Source organism: Vibrio nomapromontoriensis, from assembly GCF_050337205.1.
GTDB lineage: Bacteria > Pseudomonadota > Gammaproteobacteria > Enterobacterales > Vibrionaceae > Vibrio > Vibrio nomapromontoriensis.
Genome location: NZ_JAKJSS010000009.1, coordinates 140162 through 164161 on the forward strand (window position 1 = coordinate 140162; position 24000 = coordinate 164161).

The 24000-nt window shown below is 45.4% G+C and carries 19 protein-coding genes; 9 read left to right on the top strand and 10 right to left on the bottom strand.

Annotation, left to right across the window (positions count from 1 at the left end; translation table 11 throughout):
- Complete coding sequence (locus L4D05_RS11655) at positions 1-849, top strand: ABC transporter permease (protein ID WP_428794090.1); 849 nt, start codon at positions 1-3, stop codon at positions 847-849.
- 229 nt (positions 850-1078) lie between these two features.
- On the opposite strand, the gene malT is transcribed toward L4D05_RS11655, so the two are convergent.
- Complete coding sequence (gene malT, locus L4D05_RS11660) at positions 1079-3787, bottom strand: HTH-type transcriptional regulator MalT (protein WP_428794091.1); 2709 nt, start codon at positions 3785-3787, stop codon at positions 1079-1081.
- Positions 3788-4349: 562 nt separating this feature from the next.
- Between malT and L4D05_RS11665 the strand changes: the two genes are divergently transcribed.
- From L4D05_RS11665 to L4D05_RS11685, 5 genes are all read left to right on the top strand, one after another.
- On the top strand, positions 4350-6803 hold the full coding sequence (locus L4D05_RS11665) for a glycogen/starch/alpha-glucan phosphorylase (RefSeq protein ID WP_428752969.1): 2454 nt from the start codon (positions 4350-4352) through the stop codon (positions 6801-6803).
- A gap of 96 nt (positions 6804-6899) precedes the next feature.
- Positions 6900-9077 (top strand): 4-alpha-glucanotransferase, encoded by a 2178-nt coding sequence (gene malQ, locus L4D05_RS11670; RefSeq protein WP_428794092.1) that lies wholly within the window; start codon positions 6900-6902, stop codon positions 9075-9077.
- Between the two features lie 313 nt (positions 9078-9390).
- Positions 9391-11574 carry a 1,4-alpha-glucan branching protein GlgB gene (gene glgB, locus L4D05_RS11675; RefSeq protein WP_428794093.1) on the top strand — a complete coding sequence of 728 codons (2184 nt, stop codon included), beginning with the start codon at positions 9391-9393 and terminating at the stop codon, positions 11572-11574.
- Positions 11575-11718: 144 nt separating this feature from the next.
- The gene (locus L4D05_RS11680) at positions 11719-12105 is read left to right on the top strand and encodes an MAPEG family protein (protein WP_428752973.1); all 387 of its coding nucleotides are present in this window, start codon (positions 11719-11721) and stop codon (positions 12103-12105) included.
- Between the two features lie 2 nt (positions 12106-12107).
- On the top strand, positions 12108-12635 hold the full coding sequence (locus L4D05_RS11685; RefSeq protein ID WP_428794094.1) for a DNA mismatch repair protein: 528 nt from the start codon (positions 12108-12110) through the stop codon (positions 12633-12635).
- A 162-nt stretch (positions 12636-12797) separates the two neighbouring features.
- Here the strand turns inward: L4D05_RS11685 and sstT are convergent, their stop codons facing one another.
- The 6 genes from sstT to L4D05_RS11715 form a co-directional block, all read right to left on the bottom strand.
- Positions 12798-14015 carry a serine/threonine transporter SstT gene (gene sstT, locus L4D05_RS11690; RefSeq protein WP_428752976.1) on the bottom strand — a complete coding sequence of 406 codons (1218 nt, stop codon included), beginning with the start codon at positions 14013-14015 and terminating at the stop codon, positions 12798-12800.
- A gap of 302 nt (positions 14016-14317) precedes the next feature.
- Positions 14318-15373, bottom strand: a complete 1056-nt coding sequence (gene rsgA / locus L4D05_RS11695) for a ribosome small subunit-dependent GTPase A (RefSeq protein ID WP_428794095.1) — start codon at positions 15371-15373, stop codon at positions 14318-14320.
- A 280-nt stretch (positions 15374-15653) separates the two neighbouring features.
- Positions 15654-16634 carry a DMT family transporter gene (locus L4D05_RS11700; protein ID WP_428794096.1) on the bottom strand — a complete coding sequence of 327 codons (981 nt, stop codon included), beginning with the start codon at positions 16632-16634 and terminating at the stop codon, positions 15654-15656.
- Positions 16635-16636: 2 nt separating this feature from the next.
- Positions 16637-17602, bottom strand: a complete 966-nt coding sequence (locus L4D05_RS11705; protein ID WP_428794097.1) for a DMT family transporter — start codon at positions 17600-17602, stop codon at positions 16637-16639.
- Positions 17603-17612: 10 nt separating this feature from the next.
- Positions 17613-18383: a maleate cis-trans isomerase family protein gene (locus tag L4D05_RS11710; protein WP_428794098.1), complete on the bottom strand. Its 771-nt coding sequence runs from the start codon at positions 18381-18383 to the stop codon at positions 17613-17615.
- A gap of 68 nt (positions 18384-18451) precedes the next feature.
- A complete protein-coding gene (locus L4D05_RS11715; RefSeq protein ID WP_428755026.1) occupies positions 18452-19618 on the bottom strand; it encodes a M24 family metallopeptidase in 1167 nt (388 codons plus the stop codon).
- A 344-nt stretch (positions 19619-19962) separates the two neighbouring features.
- On the opposite strand from L4D05_RS11715, the gene L4D05_RS11720 reads away from it, so the two are divergent.
- The 3 genes from L4D05_RS11720 (at position 19963) to dpaL (ending at position 22331) form a co-directional block, all read left to right on the top strand.
- Positions 19963-20640, top strand: coding sequence for a helix-turn-helix transcriptional regulator (locus tag L4D05_RS11720; RefSeq protein WP_428754501.1), 678 nt, complete (start codon positions 19963-19965; stop codon positions 20638-20640).
- Positions 20641-20662: 22 nt separating this feature from the next.
- On the top strand, positions 20663-21046 hold the full coding sequence (locus tag L4D05_RS11725; protein WP_428754500.1) for a RidA family protein: 384 nt from the start codon (positions 20663-20665) through the stop codon (positions 21044-21046).
- 112 nt (positions 21047-21158) lie between these two features.
- The gene (gene dpaL / locus L4D05_RS11730; protein WP_428794099.1) at positions 21159-22331 is read left to right on the top strand and encodes a diaminopropionate ammonia-lyase; all 1173 of its coding nucleotides are present in this window, start codon (positions 21159-21161) and stop codon (positions 22329-22331) included.
- Between the two features lie 116 nt (positions 22332-22447).
- Here the strand turns inward: dpaL and L4D05_RS11735 are convergent, their stop codons facing one another.
- The 3 genes from L4D05_RS11735 to L4D05_RS11745 are packed head-to-tail and all read right to left on the bottom strand — an operon-like array spanning position 22448 to position 23966.
- Entirely contained in the window at positions 22448-22906 is a 459-nt protein-coding gene (locus L4D05_RS11735) for a copper chaperone PCu(A)C (RefSeq protein WP_428794100.1), read from the bottom strand.
- Positions 22907-22935: 29 nt separating this feature from the next.
- The gene (locus tag L4D05_RS11740; protein ID WP_428754497.1) at positions 22936-23547 is read right to left on the bottom strand and encodes an SCO family protein; all 612 of its coding nucleotides are present in this window, start codon (positions 23545-23547) and stop codon (positions 22936-22938) included.
- Complete coding sequence (locus L4D05_RS11745; protein WP_428794101.1) at positions 23544-23966, bottom strand: hypothetical protein; 423 nt, start codon at positions 23964-23966, stop codon at positions 23544-23546. The genes L4D05_RS11740 and L4D05_RS11745 overlap by 4 nt, the downstream gene beginning before the upstream one ends.
- Positions 23967-24000: the final 34 nt, after the last annotated feature.

Below are 24000 nucleotides of genomic sequence, written 5' to 3' on the forward strand. Positions count from 1 at the left end.
ATGGCTCTACCTATCTACGCATCTCGGATAGAACGATCAGGCTATTGGGCGTACTTGATGTTTTGCAGCATGGTCTTATTGTTTTTAATTGCGCCGATTATGATTATTGTACCGTTATCGTTTAATGCGACGCCGTATTTTACCTTTACAGAAGGTATGCTTAATCTTGATCCCGCCGCTTATTCGCTACGTTGGTATCAGGAGATGTTTACTAATCAGCAATGGTTGCAAGCATTGAAAAACAGTACGTTTATCGCTTCGATGGCGGCGTTGTTGGCGACGCTGCTAGGGACATTAGCGGCATTAGGGTTATCGAATTCAAAGTTGCCGTTTCGTAATGTGATTTTGGCGCTGCTTATCTCTCCGATGATTGTGCCTGTCATTATTTCTGCGGCGGCCATGTACTTCTTTTATACCCGTTTTGGTCTTGCTCAAACCATGTCTGGGATTATTCTGGCCCATGCCGCTCTCGGTACGCCTTTTGTTGTCATTACCGTGAGTGCGACGCTGAGTGGTTTTGATCATACTCTCACGAAAGCAGCGGCCAGTTTAGGTGCGAATCCGGTTTATGCCTTTAGGAAGGTGACCTTTCCTTTGATTCGTCCCGGTATGATATCGGGTGGCTTGTTTGCGTTTGGCACGTCATTTGATGAGGTGGTCGTGGCGTTGTTTTTGACTGGAGCGGAGCAGCGTACCGTACCAAGGCAAATGTGGTCGGGTATTCGAGAGCAAATCAGCCCGACAATATTGGCAGTCGCATCGCTATTAATTTTGATGTCAGTGCTCTTGCTCATTACGCTTGAATATCTGCGCCGTCGCAATATGCGGTTAAGGGGCATTAGAGAATAATTGGGGCGGAGGTGGAGGCTTTTCGTCCGGGAGGGTTTCCAACGTCTATTGATGGATATACCAATTTGCCCAAACGCTCTCTCCTGTGAGCGTTTTTTTATGGCTAAGCCCTAGCTATCACGCTGTTTTAGTCATTGCGTCATGCTAGGGCTTATTGCTTTGTGATAGCGCTTACTGCTTTGTATTAGCGCTTACTGCTCTGTGCTAGCGCTCATCGATAGTAATAGGCTTAATATCCCATTAACTGTAAGAGATTTTCAGCGGTGCTGATGGCCTCTTTACGGTTAGCAATATTAAGTTTTTGGTAAAGGTTACGAATGTGCGTTTTTATTGTGGTCCCCGCGACATCGAGCTCTTGTGCAATTTGCTCATTGCTAAACCCTGAGTAAATGAGTCCCAGAACCTGCCATTCACGCTGGGTTAGCGGGCTAGTACGTACTAACTCAGGAATATTAGGGTGATTGACCAGCTTCTCGACGAATTCTTCATTAAAGTGCACTGAGCGACTGCGTTGTGTGGTGTTGATATTTTTCATCAACAACTGTGCACGATGGCGCTCTAGATCGCCTAGCTCGGAACGAGAAGCGAGCTTTTCAAGTAGGTGACCAATCGTGCCACCATCAATAAGAAAGTTGCCAATCATTCCGGTCTGGTTGGTTAGTACTAGCGCTTCTATTAGACGTACTTTTGCTGCGTCATTATCACCGAGCTGGACCCAAAGAATCGCTTCTACAATCAGGTTTCGATTGGTGTCGGTAACCAATTGATAGGTGTCTGCTTCTTTGGATAAAAACGCGAGTGTTTCCTTTGCTGCATCAAATTGTCCGAGGCAAATTTGAGCGCGGGCAATGTTGCGCCATTGAAGTTGTAAAAAGTGATTACACGCGTTATCCGGCCTGATAGCGGTTTCAAGCCATTGCTCAATCGCTTCTAAGTCACCTCTCGCCTGCCAATAGAGCAGTAGGGATAACGAAGCGTTGGCTGTCCAGTCAACGTGGTAAGTCGACTCTTTCATTAGATGCTGAATTTGTTCGATGGTCTTCGAAGCTTTATCTAACTCGCCGCGTCCAATGGCGATGCGCGCAATCATTGAGTAGCTATGTAAGTGTTTGCTTGGTTCGTGTTTACCAAGGATGTCTAGCCCTTTGTATGCGCACTCTTCGGCTTCATCAAGACGGTTCCAACACCATAGGATTTGTGCTCTGACTCGTAGTAAGAACTCGTGCATTGGGACTTGGTGCAGTTGCTGCTCTTCGATCAATCGAAAGGCGCTTTCTTGCACTTCATACGCCGCTTGCACGTAACCTTGGGCAATTAGTATTTCACTTTGTTGTAGTTGCGCCCATAGCGCTTGGTGATAGACATGATATTGACGAGCAAGTTTTTCCGTTTGCTGCATCATAGGCAGCGCTCGACTGAGTTGTCCCGTTACATGGTTGACTTCACCGACGACAGACGTGGCGACAATTCGGCTGCGATAAACAGAATGGTCAAGCTCGCCAAGGGCTAATTCAGCCAGTTCTAGTGCTGTTTGCGGGGAATTTTGGTTAATGGCGACCTGCGCGCGAAGCGCATTGAATTCTCCCTCTTCTTTTTGAGAACGCTCAATATTCCTAGCAGCCATTTCTTTATCCGATTTGGCAATAAGCTCACCCACTTCATTGTAGCGGTGTTGGCTTTGTGCGAGCCATGCCTGCAGCATACATAATCGAGGATGGCTATAGAGTTGGTCATCGGTGAGTACTTGAATTGCTTCTTCTAGTGTCGCAAGTTCGCCTTGGTTAAACATTTTCCAACCGAACTCATTGAGAATTGTCACGACGAGCTCACTATTGGCCGCCAATCTAGCGTGTCTAAGTGCTTGGTGAGGAACGCTTTGATCAAGCCAAGCTTGAGCCGCGGCAAGGTGAAGATCCAGTTCTTGTTGAGGAATGCGGGCTTTACGTTCATGCGAAAGAAATTCAGCAAATAGATTATGGAATCTAAACCAGTTGTTTTCACCTTCAAGGGGGTAGATAAACAAGCCGAATCGGTTGAGAGATTCAATCATGCTCAAGGCGTCGTTGCGTTTGGTTAACGCCGTAACAAGGTTGTCGTTAAAGTGATCCAATACCGAGCACTGCATGAGGAAGTTTCGGGTGTCTTTATCCAACAAATCAAAGACTTCTTCAATCAAATAGTCCCAAAGATGCGCGTGGTTAAATTGCGATATAGTTTCCACAGATTGCGCTAATGTGCGTTTTTGGTGCTGAGCTTGCAGCGCAAACAATTGCAACGCAGATGGCCAGCCTTCGACATAGGTTCTGAGGGAATTCGCGGTTTCATCATCAATATCGTCGGCGAGACGAAGATTAAAGAACCGCGTGGTTTCTTCGGTGTCAAACGCGAGTAATTCATTACCAATTTCGATCATAAGATCACGTACACGCAAGTTGGCAGTACCCAATGGTGGGTTGCCGCGGCTGGTGACCACAAGCGTAATATTATCTGGCATATGTTTGAGGAAAAAGCGCATCGCTTCATGAATATCTTCATCATGGATGAGGTGATAATCATCAAGAACAACATAGCATTCATGGTGGTAACAAGTAAGTTCGGAAAACACCTCCCCAAGCAGGGAATGCAGAGAGGAAAACTGTCGACGTTCTGCTAGTTTTTGGGAATTTGGGCAACTATTACTGGTGGCTTTGTTAATGGCTTGAAGTAGGTAATTGACGAAGCGGAATGAGTCATTGTCACTTTCATCAATACTATACCAGCCAACATGTGGTTTGTCTGATAACCACTGAGCAGCCATGGTGGTTTTACCGTAGCCAGCAGGAGAGCGGAAAAGTACAAGCTTGTAAAAAGGGGCCTGCGAAAGCAGATCCAAAACTCGTGGGCGAACGATCGCGTTATGTAAGCGTCCAGGGCGAGTTAATTTTGAAGGAATCCACATAGATATTTCCTGTCATTTTTATAGTTAGAGTATGTGCTAACCGTTAGCGTCTTTCATGAAGAGGTTTGGTGATAAATTAACCGATTTAACGATGCCATTCCGATGGTAGGCGAGGTCTAGCTCTACAATGTTTGATCAATGGCTAGATTTTGTTCATAAAACGATTTTACACCAACTACGCCGCATTTTTGTGATTTGAATCACATATGATTGGTTGTTTACGGTCTGCATTTCGCGTCATGTATACAAAAAATTGGCCTGATTAGGTGAAAATTTGAATGCAATTGTGATCTCAGACTCAAATATTGAATTTGATATGCATCTAATTCACGGTAACGACTTAGTTAGCGATTACAGTGAAAGTGACGTTGGCGTGATCGGTATCACCGGATAAAAGCTAAAGCTCGAGCGCAATGAGATATTGATCACTTAATGAGGGGGAGTACGCCCTCTACGCCCTCGTCACTCATCCTCCACGGAGTCGGAGATAGGAGGATGTTTAAGGAGACGTCACCATGCACGATATGTGACAGATGGATAAAACTTAAAGTGAGATTTCTTAATGAAACCTGCGCAACAGAAAAAATTCAATAAAGCTTCTTTTCAAGACAGTGTTAAAAAGCACCTTTCTGCGACTTACGCAACAACAGTAGAAACCGCAACTGAGCACCAGTGGTATTTGGCTATGGGTCGCGCTTTGGCAGAACTCACCACTTTTGACTTACTTGCAACAGAAGCGGATGACCGCATTAAAAACGCAAAAAGCGTTAACTACCTATCCTTAGAATTTCTAATTGGCCGCCTGACAGGTAACAACTTGATCAGCATGGGGCTATATGAGCAAATCACTCAAGCAATGGAAGAGTTGGGCCATAACCTAACAGACCTTCTTGAAGAAGAGCGTGACCCATCACTTGGTAACGGTGGTCTAGGTCGTCTTGCCGCTTGTTTCATGGATTCTTGTGCTGCTCAAGAATACCCAACGGTGGGCTACGGTCTTCACTATGAGTACGGTCTATTTAAGCAGTCTTTCCAAGACTGCCGTCAAAAAGAGGCACCTGACGCATGGCGCGGTGTTGAAGGTTACCCGTGGGAAGTTGCTCGTCCAGAGCTGGCACAGCATATTGGTTTTTACGGTCATGTAGACGTTGAATTCATCGACGGTAAAGAAGTACGCACTTGGGTTCCGGGCATGGAAGTAAAAGCAATGCCTTGGGATTTACCTATCGTAGGTTACGAATCAAGCACCGTTTACCCACTGCGCCTTTGGGAATGTCAGGCAATTGCACCTTTCTCACTTGCGAGTTTTAACAACGGCGATTACTTCGAAGCCCAGCACTCGCTAATTGATGCGGGTAACATTACTAAAGTCCTTTACCCGAACGATAACCATGAGAAAGGTAAGACTCTGCGTTTAATGCAGCAGTACTTCCACTCAGCAGCGTCAGTTCGCGATATTCTACGTCGTCATGAAGCTGCAGGTTTTGCCCTTGCTGATCTTCCTAAGCAAGAGACGATTCAACTTAACGATACGCACCCAACTATCGCAATTCCTGAGTTGATGCGCATCCTGATCGATGAGAAGGGCCTCTCTTGGGATGAAGCATGGGAAATCAGTGCACACACGTTCGCCTACACGAACCACACATTGCTTCCAGAAGCACTAGAGACTTGGTCTGAGTCATTGATCAACCGTCTTCTTCCACGTCACATGGAAATCATCTTTGAAATCAACCATCGCTTCATGCAAGAAGTTCGCAAGATGTGGCCTGGTGACGGTGAGAAGCAAGCGAAGCTTTCTATCATCCAAGAAGGTTTCCACCGTATGGTTCGCATGGCCAACCTATGTGTGATTGGTTCTTATAAAGTAAATGGTGTGGCAGCGCTTCACTCGCAACTGGTTAAGAAAGACCTGTTCCCAGAGTTCAATGAAATCTTCCCAGGTAAATTGACTAACGTTACGAACGGCATCACGCCGCGTCGTTGGTTGAAGTTCTGTAACCCAGGCCTATCTAGCTTAATTACGGGCAAAATTGGTACGGAGTGGCCAGCGAAACTTGAGCAGCTAGAAGGCATTGCTCAGTTTGCAACTGATGCGAAATTCCAAAAAGAATTCATGGCGGTTAAGAAGGAAAACAAGCAGCGCCTTGCTGATTGGGTTCAAGAAAACATGGGTATTGAGCTCGATACTAACGCTATCTTTGACGTTCAAATCAAGCGTCTACACGAATACAAGCGTCAGCATCTAGACTTGCTACATATTCTTTCGCTATACCACCGTATTCTGAATGAACCGGGTTTCGAATGTGAGCCTCGCGTCTGTTTCTTTGCGGCGAAAGCAGCACCGGGTTACCACCTAGCGAAAGAAATCATCTTCGCGGTTAACAAGATTGCTGAGAAGATCAATAACGATCCTCGTATCGGTAACAAGCTTAAAGTGGTCTTTATCCCTGATTACCGTGTCAGTATGGCTGAGATCATCATTCCAGCTGCTGATGTTTCTCAGCAAATTTCCCTTGCCGGTAAAGAAGCGTCAGGTACGGGTAACATGAAGATGGCCCTAAACGGCGCATTAACGATTGGTACGATGGATGGTGCTAACGTTGAAATCCGTGAAGAAGTCGGTGATGAGAATATTTACATCTTTGGTTTGGATGTGGATGGCGTTCAAGCGGTGAAAGCGCAAGGCTATAACCCTTACGATTACTACAATGCTGACCCACTACTAAAAGCGTCGCTAGATTTACTGTTAGGTGACGAGTTCTCACCAGGTCAACCAGGTTTGCTTCGTGCGACCTTTGATAGCCTGTTAGATGGTGGTGACCCTTACCTATGTTTGGCAGACTTTGCGTCATACGTGCAAGCGCATGAAGATATGAGCAAACAATACCAAGACCAAGCAGGGTGGGCGAAGAAGGCGATTTTGAATACGGCCTTAGTTGGTAAATTCACATCAGATCGCTCTATTCGCGATTATGTGAACAACATCTGGAAGCTTGAAGCAGTATCTCGCTAAGCAAGCTTAGCCAAGGCCTCGTGCCTTGGCTTTTCCCTTTTTATAAATAAATTACCCTACCGATTTGAAGGTAATAGATGTCCTTCGGAGAGAGCGATGACAGAACAAACAGCATTAAAGCAAGTTGCTGAGATGGCAAAAATAGCCGACAGCTACGTGAGTGCGTGGGGCAGTGAAGCGAAAGTTGAAGACGATATTATTCTTCGCCTGCTTGCGTCTTTAGGCTATGACACGACCAACGATGAGACTTTGCTGAAATCAGCAGAGAGAAAACACAAAAAAGAAGTACTTGAGCCGGTACTTGTCGTGAAAGACGGCGATGCTATAGAGGTGGAACTTAACCTTGGCGCGAGTGCTCGAGAGAGTGATTTTAGTTGGCGTCTAGAAACGGAGCAGGGAGAAGTACTTGAAGGCTATCTTCAGTCTCAAATCGTTCGTGATGAGCGCGCCGAGGGTGGCCCTTTAGTATTTTCGTTACCAAATGATTTAGCTTGGGGTTACCACAAACTCTATTTAGAAAGAAAACGTCGCAAGACACCGTATGAAATGACTCTTATTCGTACGCCAAAGGCATGTTTTAAGCAGTCACAGATTGAACAAGGTAAAAAGCTTTGGGGTCCAAGTGTTCAACTGTATACGCTTCGCACTCAGCACAACTGGGGTATTGGTGATTTTGGTGATCTAAAACAGTTAGTGAATGATATTGCTGCTCGTGGTGGCGATTTTGTGGGTTTAAACCCAATTCATTCGCTGTTCCCTGCAAATCCAGAAGGCGCTAGCCCTTACAGCCCTTCTTCACGTCGTTGGTTGAATGTTTTATATATTGATGTGAGTTCAGTACCTGAGTTTGCGTTAAGTGCCGATGCCCAGCAAAAAGTAGGCAGCTCGGAGTTCCAAGCTCGCTTACAAAAAGCACGTGATTCTCATTGGGTGAATTACACCGAAGTTGCGGCGCTTAAAATGAGCGTTTTGCCATTACTGTTTGACCAATTTAAACAGCGTCACCTTGATAAACAAACCGAACGTGCTGCGATGTTCTTAGACTTTGTCGAGCAAGGTGGTGAGAGCTTAATGCATCAAGCGGCATTTGATGCCATTCATGCAGAACTTCATGCGGCGGATGCAAATGTTTGGGGATGGCCGGTTTTCCCTGAAAAATACCGTCGATTTGAAAATGTTGGAACTCAGAAATTTATCGCAGAAAATCTAGATAAAGTTCACCTATACATGTACTTACAGTGGGTTGCTGATACACAGATTAATGAAGCTCAAGCGCTAGCCGAAGAAAAAGGCATGGCGGTGGGTCTGTATCGTGACCTTGCAGTGGGTGTGGCAGATTCTGGCTCTGAGACATGGGCCGATAATGGTGATCTTGTCATGGATGCGAGCATTGGTGCTCCACCCGATATTTTGGGTCCTTTAGGTCAAAATTGGGGGTTACCGCCACTGAATCCGCAAGCGTTGCATGCTACTGCTTATGACGCTTATATCAAGCTATTACGCGCTAACATGAAACATTGTGGCTCGTTACGTATTGACCATGTTTTAGGTCTATTGCGTTTGTGGTGGATCCCGAAAGGTGAAAATGCGACGAAAGGGGCTTACATCTACTACCCTGTGGCAGATATGCTGGCTATTTTAGCGCTAGAATCACACCGTCATCAGTGTAGTGTAATTGGTGAAGATTTAGGGACCGTGCCAGACGAGATCGTGGATATTTTGCGTGAAGCGGGTGTGCATTCGTACAAGGTGTTCTTCTTTGAAACCGCAGAAGATGGTGGTTTTATTTCACCCAAGCATTATGCAGAACAGTCGATGTCAGCTCTGTGTACTCACGATATGCCGACATTACGCGGTTTCTGGCATTGCGATGATTTGAAAATGGGCCAAGAAATTGGTTTGTATCCAGATGAAGCACAGCTAAAGGAATTGTTTAACGATCGCTTAGAATGTAAACAGGGTATTTTGGATAGTGTTGCATGGCATGGTTACTTACCGGAAGGGGTAGGACGTGACGCAAGTATGGTGCCTATGGACACCTATTTAAGTGAAGCGTTGCAATTACATCTTGGCGCGGGTTCATCCACACTATTGAGTGTTCAGCTTGAAGACTGGTTGGAAATGGATAAGCCGGTTAATATTCCGGGCACAGTTAACGAATATCCTAACTGGCGTCGTAAATTGTCGATGAATTTAGATGAAGTTTTTGCAAAAGAAAGTGTCAACCGAATTGCAAAAAGTCTGTCGCACGTAAGAAGTAACGCTAGCGAATAATCGTCCATTAGATGGTAAAAGCACAGCATAATTCAGAGCAAACGGCTTGTGTTTCTGAAGGCTGTGCTTTTTTGTATTTATATGCAATTAAAGTCATTTCTAAGCGTGAGTCAGTAGTGATGAGTTTATACTGTAAATCCTGTGTTTTATAACAGGTTGCACACGAAAATCACGAATGAATCACTTCCTGTATACCGGGATTTAAGTACAATGAAAAATTGCTGGTAGCCCGTCTTGCACGGGCTTTTTTATGATGTCTCTAATGCTTTAAAAATTACAATTAGGAGACAGATTTGGTCGAGGGAGATGAACGTTGAATAAAACAAGGCTTAAAAGACAAGATCAGGCGTACGAACAGTTGTCGAATGCTGCATTTGCAGACCCGTTTTCGTTCTTAGGTCCCTATTTACAAGATGACGGCATTGCACTTCGTACTTGGATTCCAGGTGCGGATAATGTAGCGGTGATTTTGGCATCGGGCGAACGCCTACCGCTTATCCGAGAAGCGGCATCCGGTTTTGTCTTAGAATCAGACCTCGATTTGAGATACACCCATTATCAGTTGGCTGTTGATTGGAGTGGTACCGAGCAAGTTATTGACGACCCGTATCAATATCATGCCTTGTACGCGGAATACGAAGAGCTGCACACCCCAAAGGCGATGTACCACCATATGGGGTCGCAGTTCATTTCTTTGGATCGTGATGGCAAGCAAGTGCAAGGCACACGCTTTCTTGTTTACGCCCCTCATGCGACGGCGGTGAGCTTGGTCGGTAATTTCAATGAGTGGGATGGGCGTCGCAACCCAATGCAGCGTCTAGATTATGGCGTTTGGGGGATTTTTATCCCTGAGCTTGCCGAAGGGGCGCAATATAAGTTTGAAATGAAAGGCCCAAATGGAGAAGGCCTGCCTCATAAAGCCGACCCGTGGGGGTTCTACTCAGAGCAATACCCATCATTCTCCTCGGTCACCTATGACCATAGCCGCTATCAGTGGCAGGATGATGCTTGGCAAAATCGTCCGGTGACGGAAAAAAGAAAAGAAGCGTTGTCGTTCTATGAACTGCATGTGGGATCTTGGAAGCGTAATGCTCAAGGTGAATTTCTTAATTACCGAGAACTGGCGGGCGAGTTAATTCCGTATCTCACCGATATGGGTTACACGCATGTTGAGCTGATGCCCGTTTCTGAACATCCGTTTTATGGTTCATGGGGTTACCAACCAGTAGGGTTGTTTGCGCCAACCAGCCGTTTTGGCTCGCCTGATGATTTTAAGTACTTTGTCGAGCAGTGCCATTTGGCGGGATTAGGTGTGGTACTTGATTGGGTGCCTGCGCATTTCCCTTCTGATGATCATGGTTTAGCAAACTTTGACGGTACACCGTTGTACCATGACCCTGATCCACGTCGTGGTTGGCATCAAGATTGGAACTCGTATATTTACGATCTGGGGCGTGAGCACGTTCGCCGGTTCTTAGTGTCGAATGCACTGTATTGGTTTGAGCAGTTCCATATTGATGGTATTCGTGTTGATGCGGTTGCGTCGATGTTGTATCTCGATTATTCACGTAGTCACGATCAATGGATTCCAAACGCTGACGGTGGTCGTGAAAACTATGATGCGATCGCCACGATGAAGTGGATGAATGAAGAAGTGTACAAGCACTTCCCAAATGCCATGACCATTGCGGAAGAATCGACAGCGTTCCCTGGTGTTTCTGCGCCAACCTTTATGGGCGGCTTAGGCTTTGGCTTTAAATGGAATATGGGATGGATGCACGACAGCCTCTCTTACATCCAAGAAGATCCCATTAACCGTAAGTATCATCACGATACCATCACCTTCCCATTGGTGTATGCCCATAGCGAAAACTATGTATTGTCGCTATCTCATGATGAAGTGGTTTACGGCAAGCATTCTATTCATAACAAAATGCCCGGCGATGAGTGGCAGCAAACGGCTAACTTAAGAGCCTATTTAGGTTACATGTACGCGCAACCAGGCAAGAAACTTAATTTCATGGGCGCTGAATTCGGTCAAACAGGTGAATGGAATCATGATGACCAACTGCAGTGGTTCTTGTTGGAGTTTGAGCGTCACCAAGGTGTTCAAGCCGTTACGCGTGATCTCAATAAACTCTACCAAGCTGAAAAAGCCTTGTTTGAGTTAGATTCAGAACCAAAAGGTTTTGAGTGGCGTCTTCAAGATGCGGCAGAAGCCAGTATCCTGGCTCACGAGCGTATTAGTGATAATGGCGAACGTATTTTGGTGGTATCAAACTTTACCCCTGTACCGCACGAAGCATTCCGCTTAGGGGTACCTCTGGCGGGAAGCTATGAGTTACTGCTTAATACGGACGATGAGAAATACGCGGGTAGCGGTTTTGAGGCGATCAATTTAGTTAACAGCGAAGGGGTAGAAAGTGAATCACAGCCTCAATCGTTGGCGTTGCGTCTACCGCCATTGTCGACGGTATTCTATAAATACAAAGGTTAGTTGTACCGACTAAATACATAGAGACTACGATTAAGCCCAGCTTCTGCTGGGCTTTGCTTTATCTGGAGAAAATTAAAGACTGTTCTACACTCAAACATGACCGTTCAAACGAATAAATAACACGTTAAGAAATAAGGACTATTAATGGTTACTGCTTTATATGCATCGTTATTAGCGGTACTGATGATCTGGTTGTCAGTGAAAGTCATTCAACAGCGAAGGACTAATCAAGTTGCTTACGCTGATGGAGGGGTAGAAGGGCTACAGATCGCGCGCAGTGCCCAAGGCAACGCTATCGATTACATCCCAATAACGGTTATCTTAATGGCTCTGGTGGAATTCAACGGTGCACCATTATTATGGGTTCACACTATGGGGTGCATGTTTATTATTGGCCGGGTGATCCATGCTCGCGGTATTTTGTCGAAAAAGTTTAAGGGACGCGTGTTAGGGATGCAACTCACTTTAGCGGTGATGGTGGGTCTAATTATCTCTAACTTGCTTTATTTACCCTTTAACAAACTGCTCTAGCGATGACCTTAAAATTTCCCCCAACGTGGGTAACCGTTTCAATTGGTCTGATGCTCAATGTGATGGCAATCGTGCTATCAAGCCAAGTGCTCGATAAGATGATGGCCGAATTGACACAGTTAGGTGATAAAAAGGCGGCCAATCAATACTCGATCCAACTGGCTTGGAATAAGGTCGAAACGCTAGAGAGAAAGCGTGAAGGATTATTGTTGCATTTAGAGGTATCAGAAAAGTTACCGTCCCCAGAAAATAATGCGATTAAGGATGCTGTGGTCAAGCAACTTTCGTCTTGGGTGATAGAACCCGTCCCCGCAATTACTAAACTAAATCTTGCAGAACTGATGCGATTAATTGACCAGTCCCAGCAGGTGCAAAGAGACATTATCGACAATTTGTATTTAGACAATTTAGTGATGACGGAAGAGATGCAATTGATTGAAAAAGACATGGCTTTTTATAAAGATATTGCCCTTTTCCTGCAAGTGTTTGGTTTGGCGTTAATTTTGGCGCGAGACTTATCGCGCAAGTGATTCAACGCATTTGAATTTGCATACTAGATAGCGTGTGTTGATGAACACGATATAGATGAAGACTGAGTTGTGGAAGGAGCTTGCATAGCAATGTAATGGTGAAGGCTAGGGGAATAAAAATGGCAGCGATATTCGCTGCCATTTTTTATTGCACTCGGTCGCTTAGCTTAGCTTGTCTTGCTCAGCTTTACACACCGCAGCGGTGAAGACGACGTCTGTCGAGCTGTTCAGCGCGGTTTCAGCAGAATCTTGGATAACACCAATGATAAAGCCTACCGCTACGACTTGCATGGCGACGTCATTGGAAATCCCAAACAGTCCACATGCAAGTGGAATCAGCAGCAATGAACCACCCGCTACACCGGATGCGCCACAAGCAGAGACAGCAGCAACAATACTCAGAAGCAGAGCCGTTAATAAATCGACTTCGATACCCATTGTGTGCACAGCGGCTAAGGTAAGAACCGTGATAGTAATTGCAGCGCCAGCCATGTTAATGGTCGCGCCTAGGGGAATAGAAACTGAGTACGTATCTTCATCTAACTCAAGCTTTTCACATAAATTCATATTCACAGGAATATTGGCAGCACTTGAACGAGTGAAGAAGGCTGTTACGCCACTTTCACGAAGACATTGAAAAACCAATGGGTATGGATTTTGTTTGGTTTTGACGTAAACAATGATTGGATTAACCACAAGCGCGATGATCGCCATTGATGTCAGTAGTACAAAAAGTAATTTTGCGTAGCCGGCTAGAGCAGAGAAACCTGTGGTTGCAAAGGTAGCAGCAACCAAACCAAAGATACCAAATGGTGCTAAGCGGATGATGAAACGTACGATCTGTGAAACACCATGGCTCAGGTCTTCGAAAACGGCTTTCGTTGTATCTGACGCATGGTGCAGAGCAAGTCCTAGACCGATAGCCCACGCAAGAATACCGATGTAGTTGGCATTCATAAGTGCGCTGACTGGGTTGTCGACGAGCTTAAATAGTAAGGTGTGTAGAACTTCTGCAATACCTTGTGGTGGTGTCGCCCCTTCTGCTCCCGCCACTAATGTAAGCTCGGTTGGGAAAAGGAAGCTCATTAACACAGCAGTTAATGCTGCGGTAAAGGTGCCAATCAGGTAAAGAATAATGATTGGACGCATGTGCGTCGTTTGATTTTTCTTTTGGTTTGCAATCGAGGCCGCTACCAAAATGAAAACTAAAATGGGTGCAACGGCTTTTAGTGCACCAACAAACAAGCTACCAAGCATTCCGAAGCTTTGTGCTGTAGAAGGTGAAGCGATCGCTAGGATGACACCGAAGACGATACCCGCAAGGATCTGGAGAACCAGATTGCCATTGGCATATCGGGCCAACAAGCTAGAGTTCTGCATTTTTTTTACCTTTATAATTGTATTGTAAGAATGTGTGTTTGCGGTTGTTATAATATAGTTGCGAATATATGTGTCCAGTTTTAATTAATACGTAGTATAAAATTGTGGGATATGTAGGGTATTATGGTGTTATATGTTAATGATTTGTTTTTGTTTAACATATAAAAAAGACCCTAGTGGCTAGGGTCTTTGGGGGAGTTGCGATGTGAACTGAATGGTTAAGGTGGCCAAATAGCTAAATTAACCAACAGCTAAGTTAACCAAAATAGCTAAGTTAACAAATAGCCAAATTAGCGCTACGGCTAATAGCCTTTCTTTCGACTGCGGCTTTCAGTTTGGACAGAACGAATAAATTTACCAAACTGCTTATCACTACTGCGTTTCTCTGCCAATGAAGCGCTATTATGGGCTTGCTCTCTAAGCAGTTTGTAGTAATTGTCTAAACGTCTTGCGTTCACACTTCCGGCTTCCAGCGCGGTACGTACTGCGCATCCAGGTTCGTTATTGTGCTGGCAATCACTAAAGCGGCATTGCGCGATTAACGCTTCAATGTCGCTAAAGGTTTCTGCTAGTCCATCTTCACTTGCCGTAAGCTGTATTTCACGCATGCCGGGTGTATCTAGCAACAGTCCACCTTGCGACATCTTGTGCATAGAGCGAGACGTCGTGGTGTGACGTCCTTTGCTGTCGTCTTCGCGAATACCACCGGTGGCTTGGATTTCGGATGCCATTAGGCTGTTCACTAAGGTTGATTTGCCGACACCAGATGAACCCATAAACGCCACAGTCTGACCTTGATGGCACCAAGAGGCGAGTCCGCTTAGTGTATCGGCGTCCAGTGCGTTAACCATTTCGATGATTAAGAAAGGATCGAGGTTCTGTACTTGTTGGCGTTTTTCATCGGCATCAAGACATAAATCAGACTTGGTGAGCACAATGACCGCCTCGGCTTGAGATTCGTTAACCAGCGTTAGATATCGCTCAATTCGGCTGAGATTAAAATCGTCATTGAGTGAACAAACGATAAACACACAGTCGACATTGGCGGCAATAAACTGCTCTTCTACTTTTGAACCTGGCGCTTTACGACTAAATAAAGATTTACGTTCAAGTAGGCGAACAAAAGCCTGCTCGTTGTCTAGCAAGATCCAATCCCCGACAGTCATGGAAGGGTGCTGAGCATGGTGCTCTAAATGAAATTCTTGCTCCTCAGTACAGACGATATAACCACTGCGATGATGGGCAATAATACGACCGACTACCGTGTTGTCATAGTCATCAAGTGTGAGTTGTTGTTGGAAGTACGATTTCCAGCCAAGTTCATTGATAGAAATTGGATGAGTAAAAATAGAAGTCATTGTTGGTACCTAAACGTTTTACACGATTTGAATAATTTTAATAGGGTTAGGTACTTACAAATGTAAGCGTGTGCAGTAGACACATAACCCCGGGTTATTAATACCGGGCAATAAGTCGTTAAGTAATCAAGAAAGTGAGAGATTATTTTGTCGCGACCAATGTTGCCGGGTAGGTGTGTAACACAATCATGAAATTCCCCTTATTAGTGAAGTCTAGGTTATGGTAGCACATTAACAATTGGCATCACTAGCGTGAGTAATCACATACGATTGGCGTTACTTACGAGTCGTTGACGACTCTTTGTGAGGAGCGAGCCAATGTACGGCTAGGTTTGGCAAATAACATCATGGCGCCAATGATTAGGCAAATAGCGAAAAGTCGAAGCGGCGTGACTGGTTCATCAAAAAACGTAGTTGCAATAAAAAAGGCGGACATTGGCATAAGGTTCAATGCCATGCTGCTGCTGTCTACACCCACTTGTTCAATCCCATAGATATAGACGAGATAACCGATACCAGACACAAATAAGCCAAGAATCATGACGCAAGTGAGGGCAAAAGGTTGGTGTACAAGCAGTAACGCGGTCTGAATCTTAATGTCGGTAGATAAGAGATAAACCAAAAACCCGATAGCAGCAAAACCGAATTGATAACACATCGTACAGGCTGCACCGTACTTGTCGGCTAGCTGAGCTCGAATGTGAGTGACAGACGCAAAACTCATCACACTCATCAAGCAATAGAAGTGACCAATATTGAGTCCTGAAGCATCGGTTGAGGGGGCGAAAACAAGAAGTGTTACGCCACATAGCGCGACCCCAACCGCTATGATTTGCAATACGCTGAAGCGTTCGCCATAACAAAGGTATCCAACGAACAAAATAGCGATAGGAACCAGACCTTGAATCACACCATTTTCAGAAATAGTGATGTAATCGAGAGATTGGAAGGAGAAAAAGCTAAATAAGCCCTGACCGACAATGCCACATACTGCAAGCTTTAGAATATCTTGGCGATGTTCCCAGCGAAAAGTAAGGGGCGGTTTCTTGGTTAAAGTCTGGTTCTTGGTGAGAGTTTGCTGTTTAGCAAAAGAGGCGACGACTAAGACCACGCAAAGTACGCTAAAGGCAATCAAATAACGAAGCCAAACAAGTACTTTTGCGTCGATAGTCTGCAATGGCATTGTCGCTAGCGATCCTTCTGTTCCCCAGAGTAAAGCGACACCAATTGCAGCTATCCATCCCTTAGTCGTCGTGTTCACGGTTAGTTACTTTCAGCCAGTTTTGCTGTTGGTGCTGACTCGGCTTTCTTTTTGTTAGCAAACTTCATAAACATCATCATTGAGCCAATAACAACGGCAATGGCCAACAAACGAATAGGTGTTACGGCTTCGCCCAAAGCAAATACAGCAAGGACGAAAGAAGATAGAGGCATGAGGTTAAGCGCCATACCAGTGCCATCTACGCCAACACGCTCCATTGCGTAGATGTAGATAAGGTAGCTAATACCAGAGATGCCGACACCAAGGATGGTAATGCAGAGCACACGTAGCGGTGAACTAAAGATACCAAGTGCAGATGAGAAATCTGCGCCAACGACCAATAAGTAGAGACCGAAGCCGATAGCAGCAAAGACAAATTGGTGGTACATGGTGGCGACAGAGCCATATTTTTCGGCGAGCTTAGCACGAGCGTAGGCCATAGTTGAGAAGCTAGCGGCACTACCAAAGCAGATTAGGTGTCCAATGTTAAAGCCACTGCCTTCTACAGAGGGGTCCATAACAAGGATAGCAACGCCGACAAATGCACCGCCAGCAGCGAGGATTTGCAAAGGAGTGAAGCGTTCACCGTGGCGAATAAAGCCCACGTATAGAATGATGATCGGGATTAACCCTTGAATAACGCCGTTTTCAGATGCAGTGATATAGTCAAGAGAAAGAAACGAAAGGAAACTGAATGCGCCTTGACCAATAATGCCACAACAAGCAGCCCAAAAGATATCATGACGGTTCTCCCAGTTAAGTTTGAAGTCTATTTTCTTTTGCGGTTTACCCATGGCATTGCTGACTTGGATAATGACAAATAAGGTAATGAAAGCAACGGTATATCGTACCCATACCAAGACTTGTGCATCCATGACTTCAAGGATTGGTGTACCAACGATCCAAGGGATGCCCCAAAGAAGACCAATAAAAATCGCGGCTATCCAGCCTTTAGTTGTATTACTCATGGTTATTTCCTTATAGATTTAAAAGTTTGCCGTAACCTGGGCAGTGTGCTGTGTGACCTGTTAAGTGCATGGCATGCCAAAACATTGCCGAGTTGCTGCATACAACAGGGATATTGAATTTGTTTTCAATTTCTTGAATGTGGTCGAGTACACGTAAGTTGGTGCAAGACATGAATACGAGATCAGCCCCTGATTCCGGTAAGATTTGGTCGAGTGCTGACATCATGGATTCTTTCGAGATCTTGGTGATATCGGTATCTTTCTCTATCCCTAATGAACCAAGCGTGCAGACTTTAAAGCCGGCAGCGGTAAGTTGGTTATAGAGCGGGAAGTTGACCTCAGTTGGGTAGGGTGAAAACACGGCGATTTTCTTTGCGCCTAAGTGCTTAAACGCCGCTTGCGCTGCAGTCCAAGGGTTGGTTGCTGGAATATCACCTCTATTTTTCGTGAGCAGTTTCGCGACTTTTTCTTCGCCAATAATGATAGAGGCGGAAGTACAACCAAATGCCATCACGTCCATAGGTAAGCCATAGGCAATAAGATCGGACGCTTCGCTGATCCCGCTTGCTATTTTATCGAGCGCTTCGGGCGTCATTTCACTGCTGTAGTAAACCCGTGAACTGAAAATACCCGCTTGCGTGCCAAGCAGTTTTGCCCAATCCATTTCTAGTGAATGATCCGTACTTAGTTGCACTAAACCAATATGGACGCGAGCAATGCGCGGAGCTTGGGTGTGTGGAAGGTTGATTTCCCAGTTTTTGAATTCTTCAATAGTGTTCATTATGTGATCCTGCAAAGTGCCCTGCATTTGGCAGGGCGTGCCTTGGCTTATTGTTATGATTAGTTGAATTAGTCGATGATGATGAGTTCAGGAGCCGCGCGTTCAGACAACCATTCCGCGCCGTTTTCGGTGATGACGATATTTTCCTCGTGCACCATAGATTTGCCCGGTGCGTAGACCATGCCCGGCTCAAGCGTCATCACCATGCCTGGCTCTAGGATGGTGTTGTCGGTGGCGGTGTTAGATGGACGCTCAGTAAGCTCCATTCCCAGACCATGACCAAGACGACCGACGTCGTTCCCTAGTGCGCCGTTGGCTTCTAGCACTTTCCACATGGCGTTATAAATATCAGTGGTGGTTGCGCCCGGTTTCGCCGCTTCAAAACCTTTAGTGGTGGCTTCATAGGTGGCGCGATACGCGGCTTTGGTTTGCTCACTGGCGTGACCAAATGCCCAGTTGCGGTCGAAATCAGAGAAGTAACCATCACGCACCGCACCCGTATCGATAATCAGCACGTCACCCGGTTCAATAATRCGGTCGGTSGGACCCATAATGATGCTGTCATAGCCGTCAGGACCGGAGCCTGCAATGATGTACGGACACTCATCGGCGCCTTCTAGCAACATATCAATGCGGAACTGTTTACAGATTTCACGCTCGGACATGCCCGCTTTGGCGTAGCTTGGAACTTTGTCGAAGGCGACGTTAGTGATGCGGCATATTTCACGTGTTTTTTCGATTTCGGCTTGAGATTTAATCTGGCGAAGACCGTGCATTTCTAGAGAGACATCAACGAAGTCTTTTTTCACCATGGTGGTGAGTTTTAAGTAGTTGTTCACTGGCATACGAAGGTGAGATTCAATCCCTAACGTCGCGCCCACTCGGCCATGCTTACACGGTAGAGAGTTTAATGCGCTGGCGACGAGGCTAATGCCGTCATCTTCAGGTCTTGGAGATGGCCAAGTAATGATGTTATCAATCCAAGTTCCGGCCATACCGCTTGCGCCGATTTCAGGGATGATGGCAATAGGTTTACCTTCGGCAGGCACGATGACAAACCAAGGGCGTGTTGGGCTATGCCAAAACTGGGTGTGAAAACCGGTGAAGTAACGAACGTTAGGCTCGGTGGTGAAAATCATGGCATCGAGTTTTTTGTCATGCATGACTTTTTGAGCACGTAATGTTCTGTTTTCAAACTCCGCCAGTTCAAAGCCTCGGTTTAAGTAGTTAGTCATCAAGTGTTACCCCTATTTTTATTATTGGTTTGTGCCTTTGCAACCAGCTCAGACCATATTGTTTGATTCATATATTTGATATTGAGCATATTACTTATATTTCAGTTAAATAATGTGACCCAAGTCTTATGGTTAACTTTAGTGTACGGAGTTGCGGTTTTTTTTGTGTTTAAACTTGATTTTAGTCAAAAATAACAAACTTTAGACCTGAATCGTTAACTTTTGTGTTGATGGGTATGAATGTTTGTAGTTATATAGTTACATAAAGTTGAGTTTGCTATTGCAATCACTTCTATAGGAAGGGACAATGTGTCTTGAGTTGAAGTTAACAGTAGTGGTCTAAGATGAACGCAGCAGCATATAAGTCATTTAATGTCGAATTTACCGACACAGATAGAGAATATTTAGAGTCTAATTTTCGCCTAGCCGATACGATGGCTGATTTTATTGGTCCTCATTGTGAAGTGGTTATCCACTCGTTTGAGAGTTTCGAAAAATCAGTGGTTAAGATTGTCAATGGTCACCATACCGGACGTGAAGTGGGATCGCCGATCACCGATATGGGGCTTAGAATGCTAAGCGCATTTGAGAGAACGGGTGAAGTGACACCTAAATGCTACTTTACCAATAGTAAAGATGGCTCTCTATTAAAATCAACGACTTGTGTTCTTGCTGGAGAGGGGGGGAAGCCAATTGGCTTGTTTTGTATCAACATGAACCTGTCTCACCCGTTCCCTGAAATCATGAAGACTCTGATGCCCGACAGCGCTTTGCCGCATGTTGGCGTACACGAAAACTTTAGCGCTTCAGCAACTGACGTTATTGAACAAGCTCTGGAACACGCGATCCTAGAAGTTGAGAATGATGCATCCGTTAACTTGAAGAGCCGCAATAAGACTATTACTAAGCTCTTATTTGAGAACGGCATTTTTGAATTGAAAGAGGCAACAGGACTCGTATCCGACCGCCTTGGGATTACTCGCCATGCTATTTATAAATACATTCGTGAGTTTAAAGCTTAACACTATCAAAGAGTAAATTAAGATGAAAACAACCATTCATACAGAGTCAGCACCTGCCGCTATCGGTCCTTATTCACAAGGTACAGCATTCAAAGAGCTGGTTTTTACATCCGGTCAGTTACCGCTAGATCCAACGACGATGGCTTTTGTTGAAGGGGGCATTACCGAGCAAGCTCGCCAATCGCTGTCTAACTTAAAAGCAGTATTAGAGGCGGCTGGCGCGTCTATTGATAGCGTGGTGAAAACCACGTGTTTCCTATCGGATATGGAAAACTTTGTGGCATTCAACGAGGTGTACACAGAAGTATTTGGTACTGAAAATGCGCCATCACGCTCTTGTGTAGAAGCCGCAAGATTGCCGAAAGACGCCTTGGTTGAAGTTGAAGCGATCGCGTATATCAAATAAATAGTTACCCTCTGTCATGACAAGTCACCGGAACCTATCAACCACAACTTCATACTCTGATGAATCCTTGTGTGGCTTGTTACTCTCACTTCGTTTTCTTTAGGTATTCATCATGCTCAAACTCGCCAACAATAAATTCTATTCTGGAAAAACCAGCGTCCTTTTTTCTGCTGATCAAGCGCTTCAAGCGCGTCAATTTCACCAAAAAATTGAAGGTTACACACCGACACCGTTAGTGTCTTTACCTGCCCTAGCGCAACAGTTAGGCGTGAAAGCGGTGTTGGTGAAAGATGAATCTAAGCGTTTTGGTCTTAATGCGTTCAAAGTRTTGGGTGGCTCCTAYGCAYTAGGTCGTCAATTGGCCAAACACTTGAATGTGGATATTGCTGAAATTGACTTAAAAACCGTGTCATCAAAGCTTGAGGCGCCATTAACGTTTGCTACAGCAACTGCAGGTAACCAYGGYACAGGCGTGGCGTGGGCGGCGCGTGAAATGGGGCAAAACGCGGTGGTGTACATGCCAAAAGGTTCGGCGCAAGCSAGCGTWGAKCGYATTAAAGGTTTRGGCGCAGAGTGCATTGTGACSGAYGTKAACTACGATGATACYGTRCGCCTTGCTAATGAAACGGCGCAAGAAAATGGTTGGATGCTAGTACAAGACACGGCTTGGGAAGGGTATGAAGAAATTCCAACRTGGATTTCTCAAGGCTATATGACCATGGCGGATGAAGCGGTTGAGCAAGTTGCGGTGCTGGAAGTTGGCATGCCGACGCATGTGGTACTGCAAGCGGGTGTTGGCGCGATGGCGGGTGGTGTATTGGGGTATTTAGCGGATAAGTTAGGCGCTGATACCTTTGATACTATTATTGCAGAGCCTGCGGCTGCGGATTGTATTTATCGCTCAGGCACCAGCGCAGAAGGCAATATGGTGAATGTGAGCGGCGATTTGAACTCCATTATGGCAGGTCTTGCATGCGGTGAACCTAACCCGGTGACGTGGCCTGTTCTGCGTGATTGTAGTCGTTATTTTGTGTCGGTAGAGGACAGTGTGTCCGCGAACGGTATGCGTATTTTGGGTAACCCACTGAGCGATGATCCGAAGATCATCAGTGGCGAGTCAGGGGCGATCACGTTAGGTGCATTAGGTGAACTGCATACGCAGGGTTTGGATGAGCAAGTTGGTCTAAATGCAGAGTCAGTGGTTTTGCTGTTTAGTACCGAAGGAGACACCAATCCAGATCGTTACCGTCGTATCGTATGGGAAGGTGAGTACGCCGCATCGTAGGTTATAGCGAGCTATATTAACCATGAAAAAGCGCATCGATGATGCGCTTTTTGTTTATTTGATACTTAGCTATTACTAACGCTAAGAGTCATTAATCTCAGAAATAATGGGTTATTTTAATGGTGATCGTGGTTCATTTTGTTCATGCCTGACATGACTTTTTTCACTGGCACGGTAACCACTTGTACTTCACCATTGGCAAACGTTAGTTCTACGTCAATCGTTTGGGTTTCTTTTAATGGCTCATTGATATCCAGTAGCATGATGTGCAGGCTGCCAGGCTTTAACATGACATGACCGTTCGCTGGGATCTCAATGTTCTGGACTTGGCGCATTTGCATCACCTCGCCATTCATCACCACATCATGAAGCTCGACCACAGCAGCGGCTTGTGAGTTTGCTTTGACTAGGGTCCTGACATTATCACTGGTGTTTTCTATGGTGGCAAATACCGCACTGGTTGTCGCATTTGGCGCAGTCGCGCGCGCGTAGGCATCGTGAACATCAATTGCCGCATTGGCAAATGATAATGGTGCAAGTGCAAGAAGAGATAAGAGTGTTTTGTTGAGCTTCATGTGGATTCCGATTCTTGTTGTCGTGGTATCTATCCCTGATTATTCAGTCGCTTGATCGCCTCAATAATAGGAGCTGGAGTTAGGGTGTGAGGCACCTTCTCAATCAATGTGCCATCGGGTTTAAGAAAATAGAAGTAAGAGCTATGGTCGAGGGTATAACCAAGTTTGGATCCCTCTAGTTCTGTTTTACGAAATATCACGCCATAGCGATGAGCCAACGGTGTGGTGATGTCCAGCGGTGCGGACAAACCTTCGATCATAGGGTGAAAATACTGGGCATATTCAGCGGACGCTGACGCTGCGTCACGTTCTGGATCGAGCGAGATAAATAAAGGACGAATGGTTGCTTTACTTGATTCATCAATCTGATTGAGCGCGCCAGCCAGCATAGCCAGTGACGTTGGGCAAACATCGGGGCAACGAGTAAAACCAAAATAGACGATGCGAATACGGGGATCTTGTGGGTCAAAGATAGCCGTTGGCGTATCATTTTCTCCAAACAATACCGTACTTGATGTTTGCGCGATCTGACGTTCAGCCTCGGCTTGCTGGTTAGATTCTTTTTTTTGCTGCAGGGTGATATTCGTTGCAATACCGACAGCAAAAGCGCCAATAAGTAGCAGTAACCATTTTTTGTTCATCGCGTCATCCTTATTGCCGCTTGCACTGAATTCTCGCCTTCGGCGATGGTGCCATACCATGTCATGCTATCTTCAGTGCAGACAGGAAGAACAATTTCACCTTGGTAGACATTAGGTTTATTCATTTCTAGTTGGTATTTCACCACACCCATGTCCATCTCTTTTCCTTGCAAAGACACCAGTAGTTGTTCGGCTTCTGCATCAGGCCAGAACACTTGTATCTCAACGGGCAGTAATGGATGGGCTCGGTCTTTGTTGAGTTGAATTTTAACGCCATCTTGCTCACAAAGCTTGGTTGATAGCATGCAGTATTCACTTAAATCGACATGCATGGTTTTCGCTTTATTGAGTAAATTAGGCAGGAGAAAGCCTGCACCGAGTGCAAGCGCGATGAATAAAAACTTTACTTTGTTGTTCAAGTTGTTATCAACCCAGAAGAAATTCGTAGGCGCA

Excerpts from the sequence above, each read along its gene's own strand:
- L4D05_RS11655 (WP_428794090.1), top strand. The coding sequence starts at position 1 with ATGGCTCTACCTATCTACGCATCTCGGATAGAACGATCAGGCTATTGG.
- malT (WP_428794091.1), bottom strand. The coding sequence starts at position 3,787 with ATGTGGATTCCTTCAAAATTAACTCGCCCTGGACGCTTACATAACGCG.
- L4D05_RS11665 (WP_428752969.1), top strand. The coding sequence starts at position 4,350 with ATGAAACCTGCGCAACAGAAAAAATTCAATAAAGCTTCTTTTCAAGAC.
- malQ (WP_428794092.1), top strand. The coding sequence starts at position 6,900 with ATGACAGAACAAACAGCATTAAAGCAAGTTGCTGAGATGGCAAAAATA.
- L4D05_RS11680 (WP_428752973.1), top strand. The coding sequence starts at position 11,719 with ATGGTTACTGCTTTATATGCATCGTTATTAGCGGTACTGATGATCTGG.
- L4D05_RS11685 (WP_428794094.1), top strand. The coding sequence starts at position 12,108 with ATGACCTTAAAATTTCCCCCAACGTGGGTAACCGTTTCAATTGGTCTG.
- sstT (WP_428752976.1), bottom strand. The coding sequence starts at position 14,015 with ATGCAGAACTCTAGCTTGTTGGCCCGATATGCCAATGGCAATCTGGTT.
- rsgA (WP_428794095.1), bottom strand. The coding sequence starts at position 15,373 with ATGACTTCTATTTTTACTCATCCAATTTCTATCAATGAACTTGGCTGG.
- L4D05_RS11705 (WP_428794097.1), bottom strand. The coding sequence starts at position 17,602 with ATGAGTAATACAACTAAAGGCTGGATAGCCGCGATTTTTATTGGTCTT.
- L4D05_RS11710 (WP_428794098.1), bottom strand. The coding sequence starts at position 18,383 with ATGAACACTATTGAAGAATTCAAAAACTGGGAAATCAACCTTCCACAC.
- L4D05_RS11720 (WP_428754501.1), top strand. The coding sequence starts at position 19,963 with ATGAACGCAGCAGCATATAAGTCATTTAATGTCGAATTTACCGACACA.
- L4D05_RS11725 (WP_428754500.1), top strand. The coding sequence starts at position 20,663 with ATGAAAACAACCATTCATACAGAGTCAGCACCTGCCGCTATCGGTCCT.
- L4D05_RS11735 (WP_428794100.1), bottom strand. The coding sequence starts at position 22,906 with ATGAAGCTCAACAAAACACTCTTATCTCTTCTTGCACTTGCACCATTA.
- L4D05_RS11740 (WP_428754497.1), bottom strand. The coding sequence starts at position 23,547 with ATGAACAAAAAATGGTTACTGCTACTTATTGGCGCTTTTGCTGTCGGT.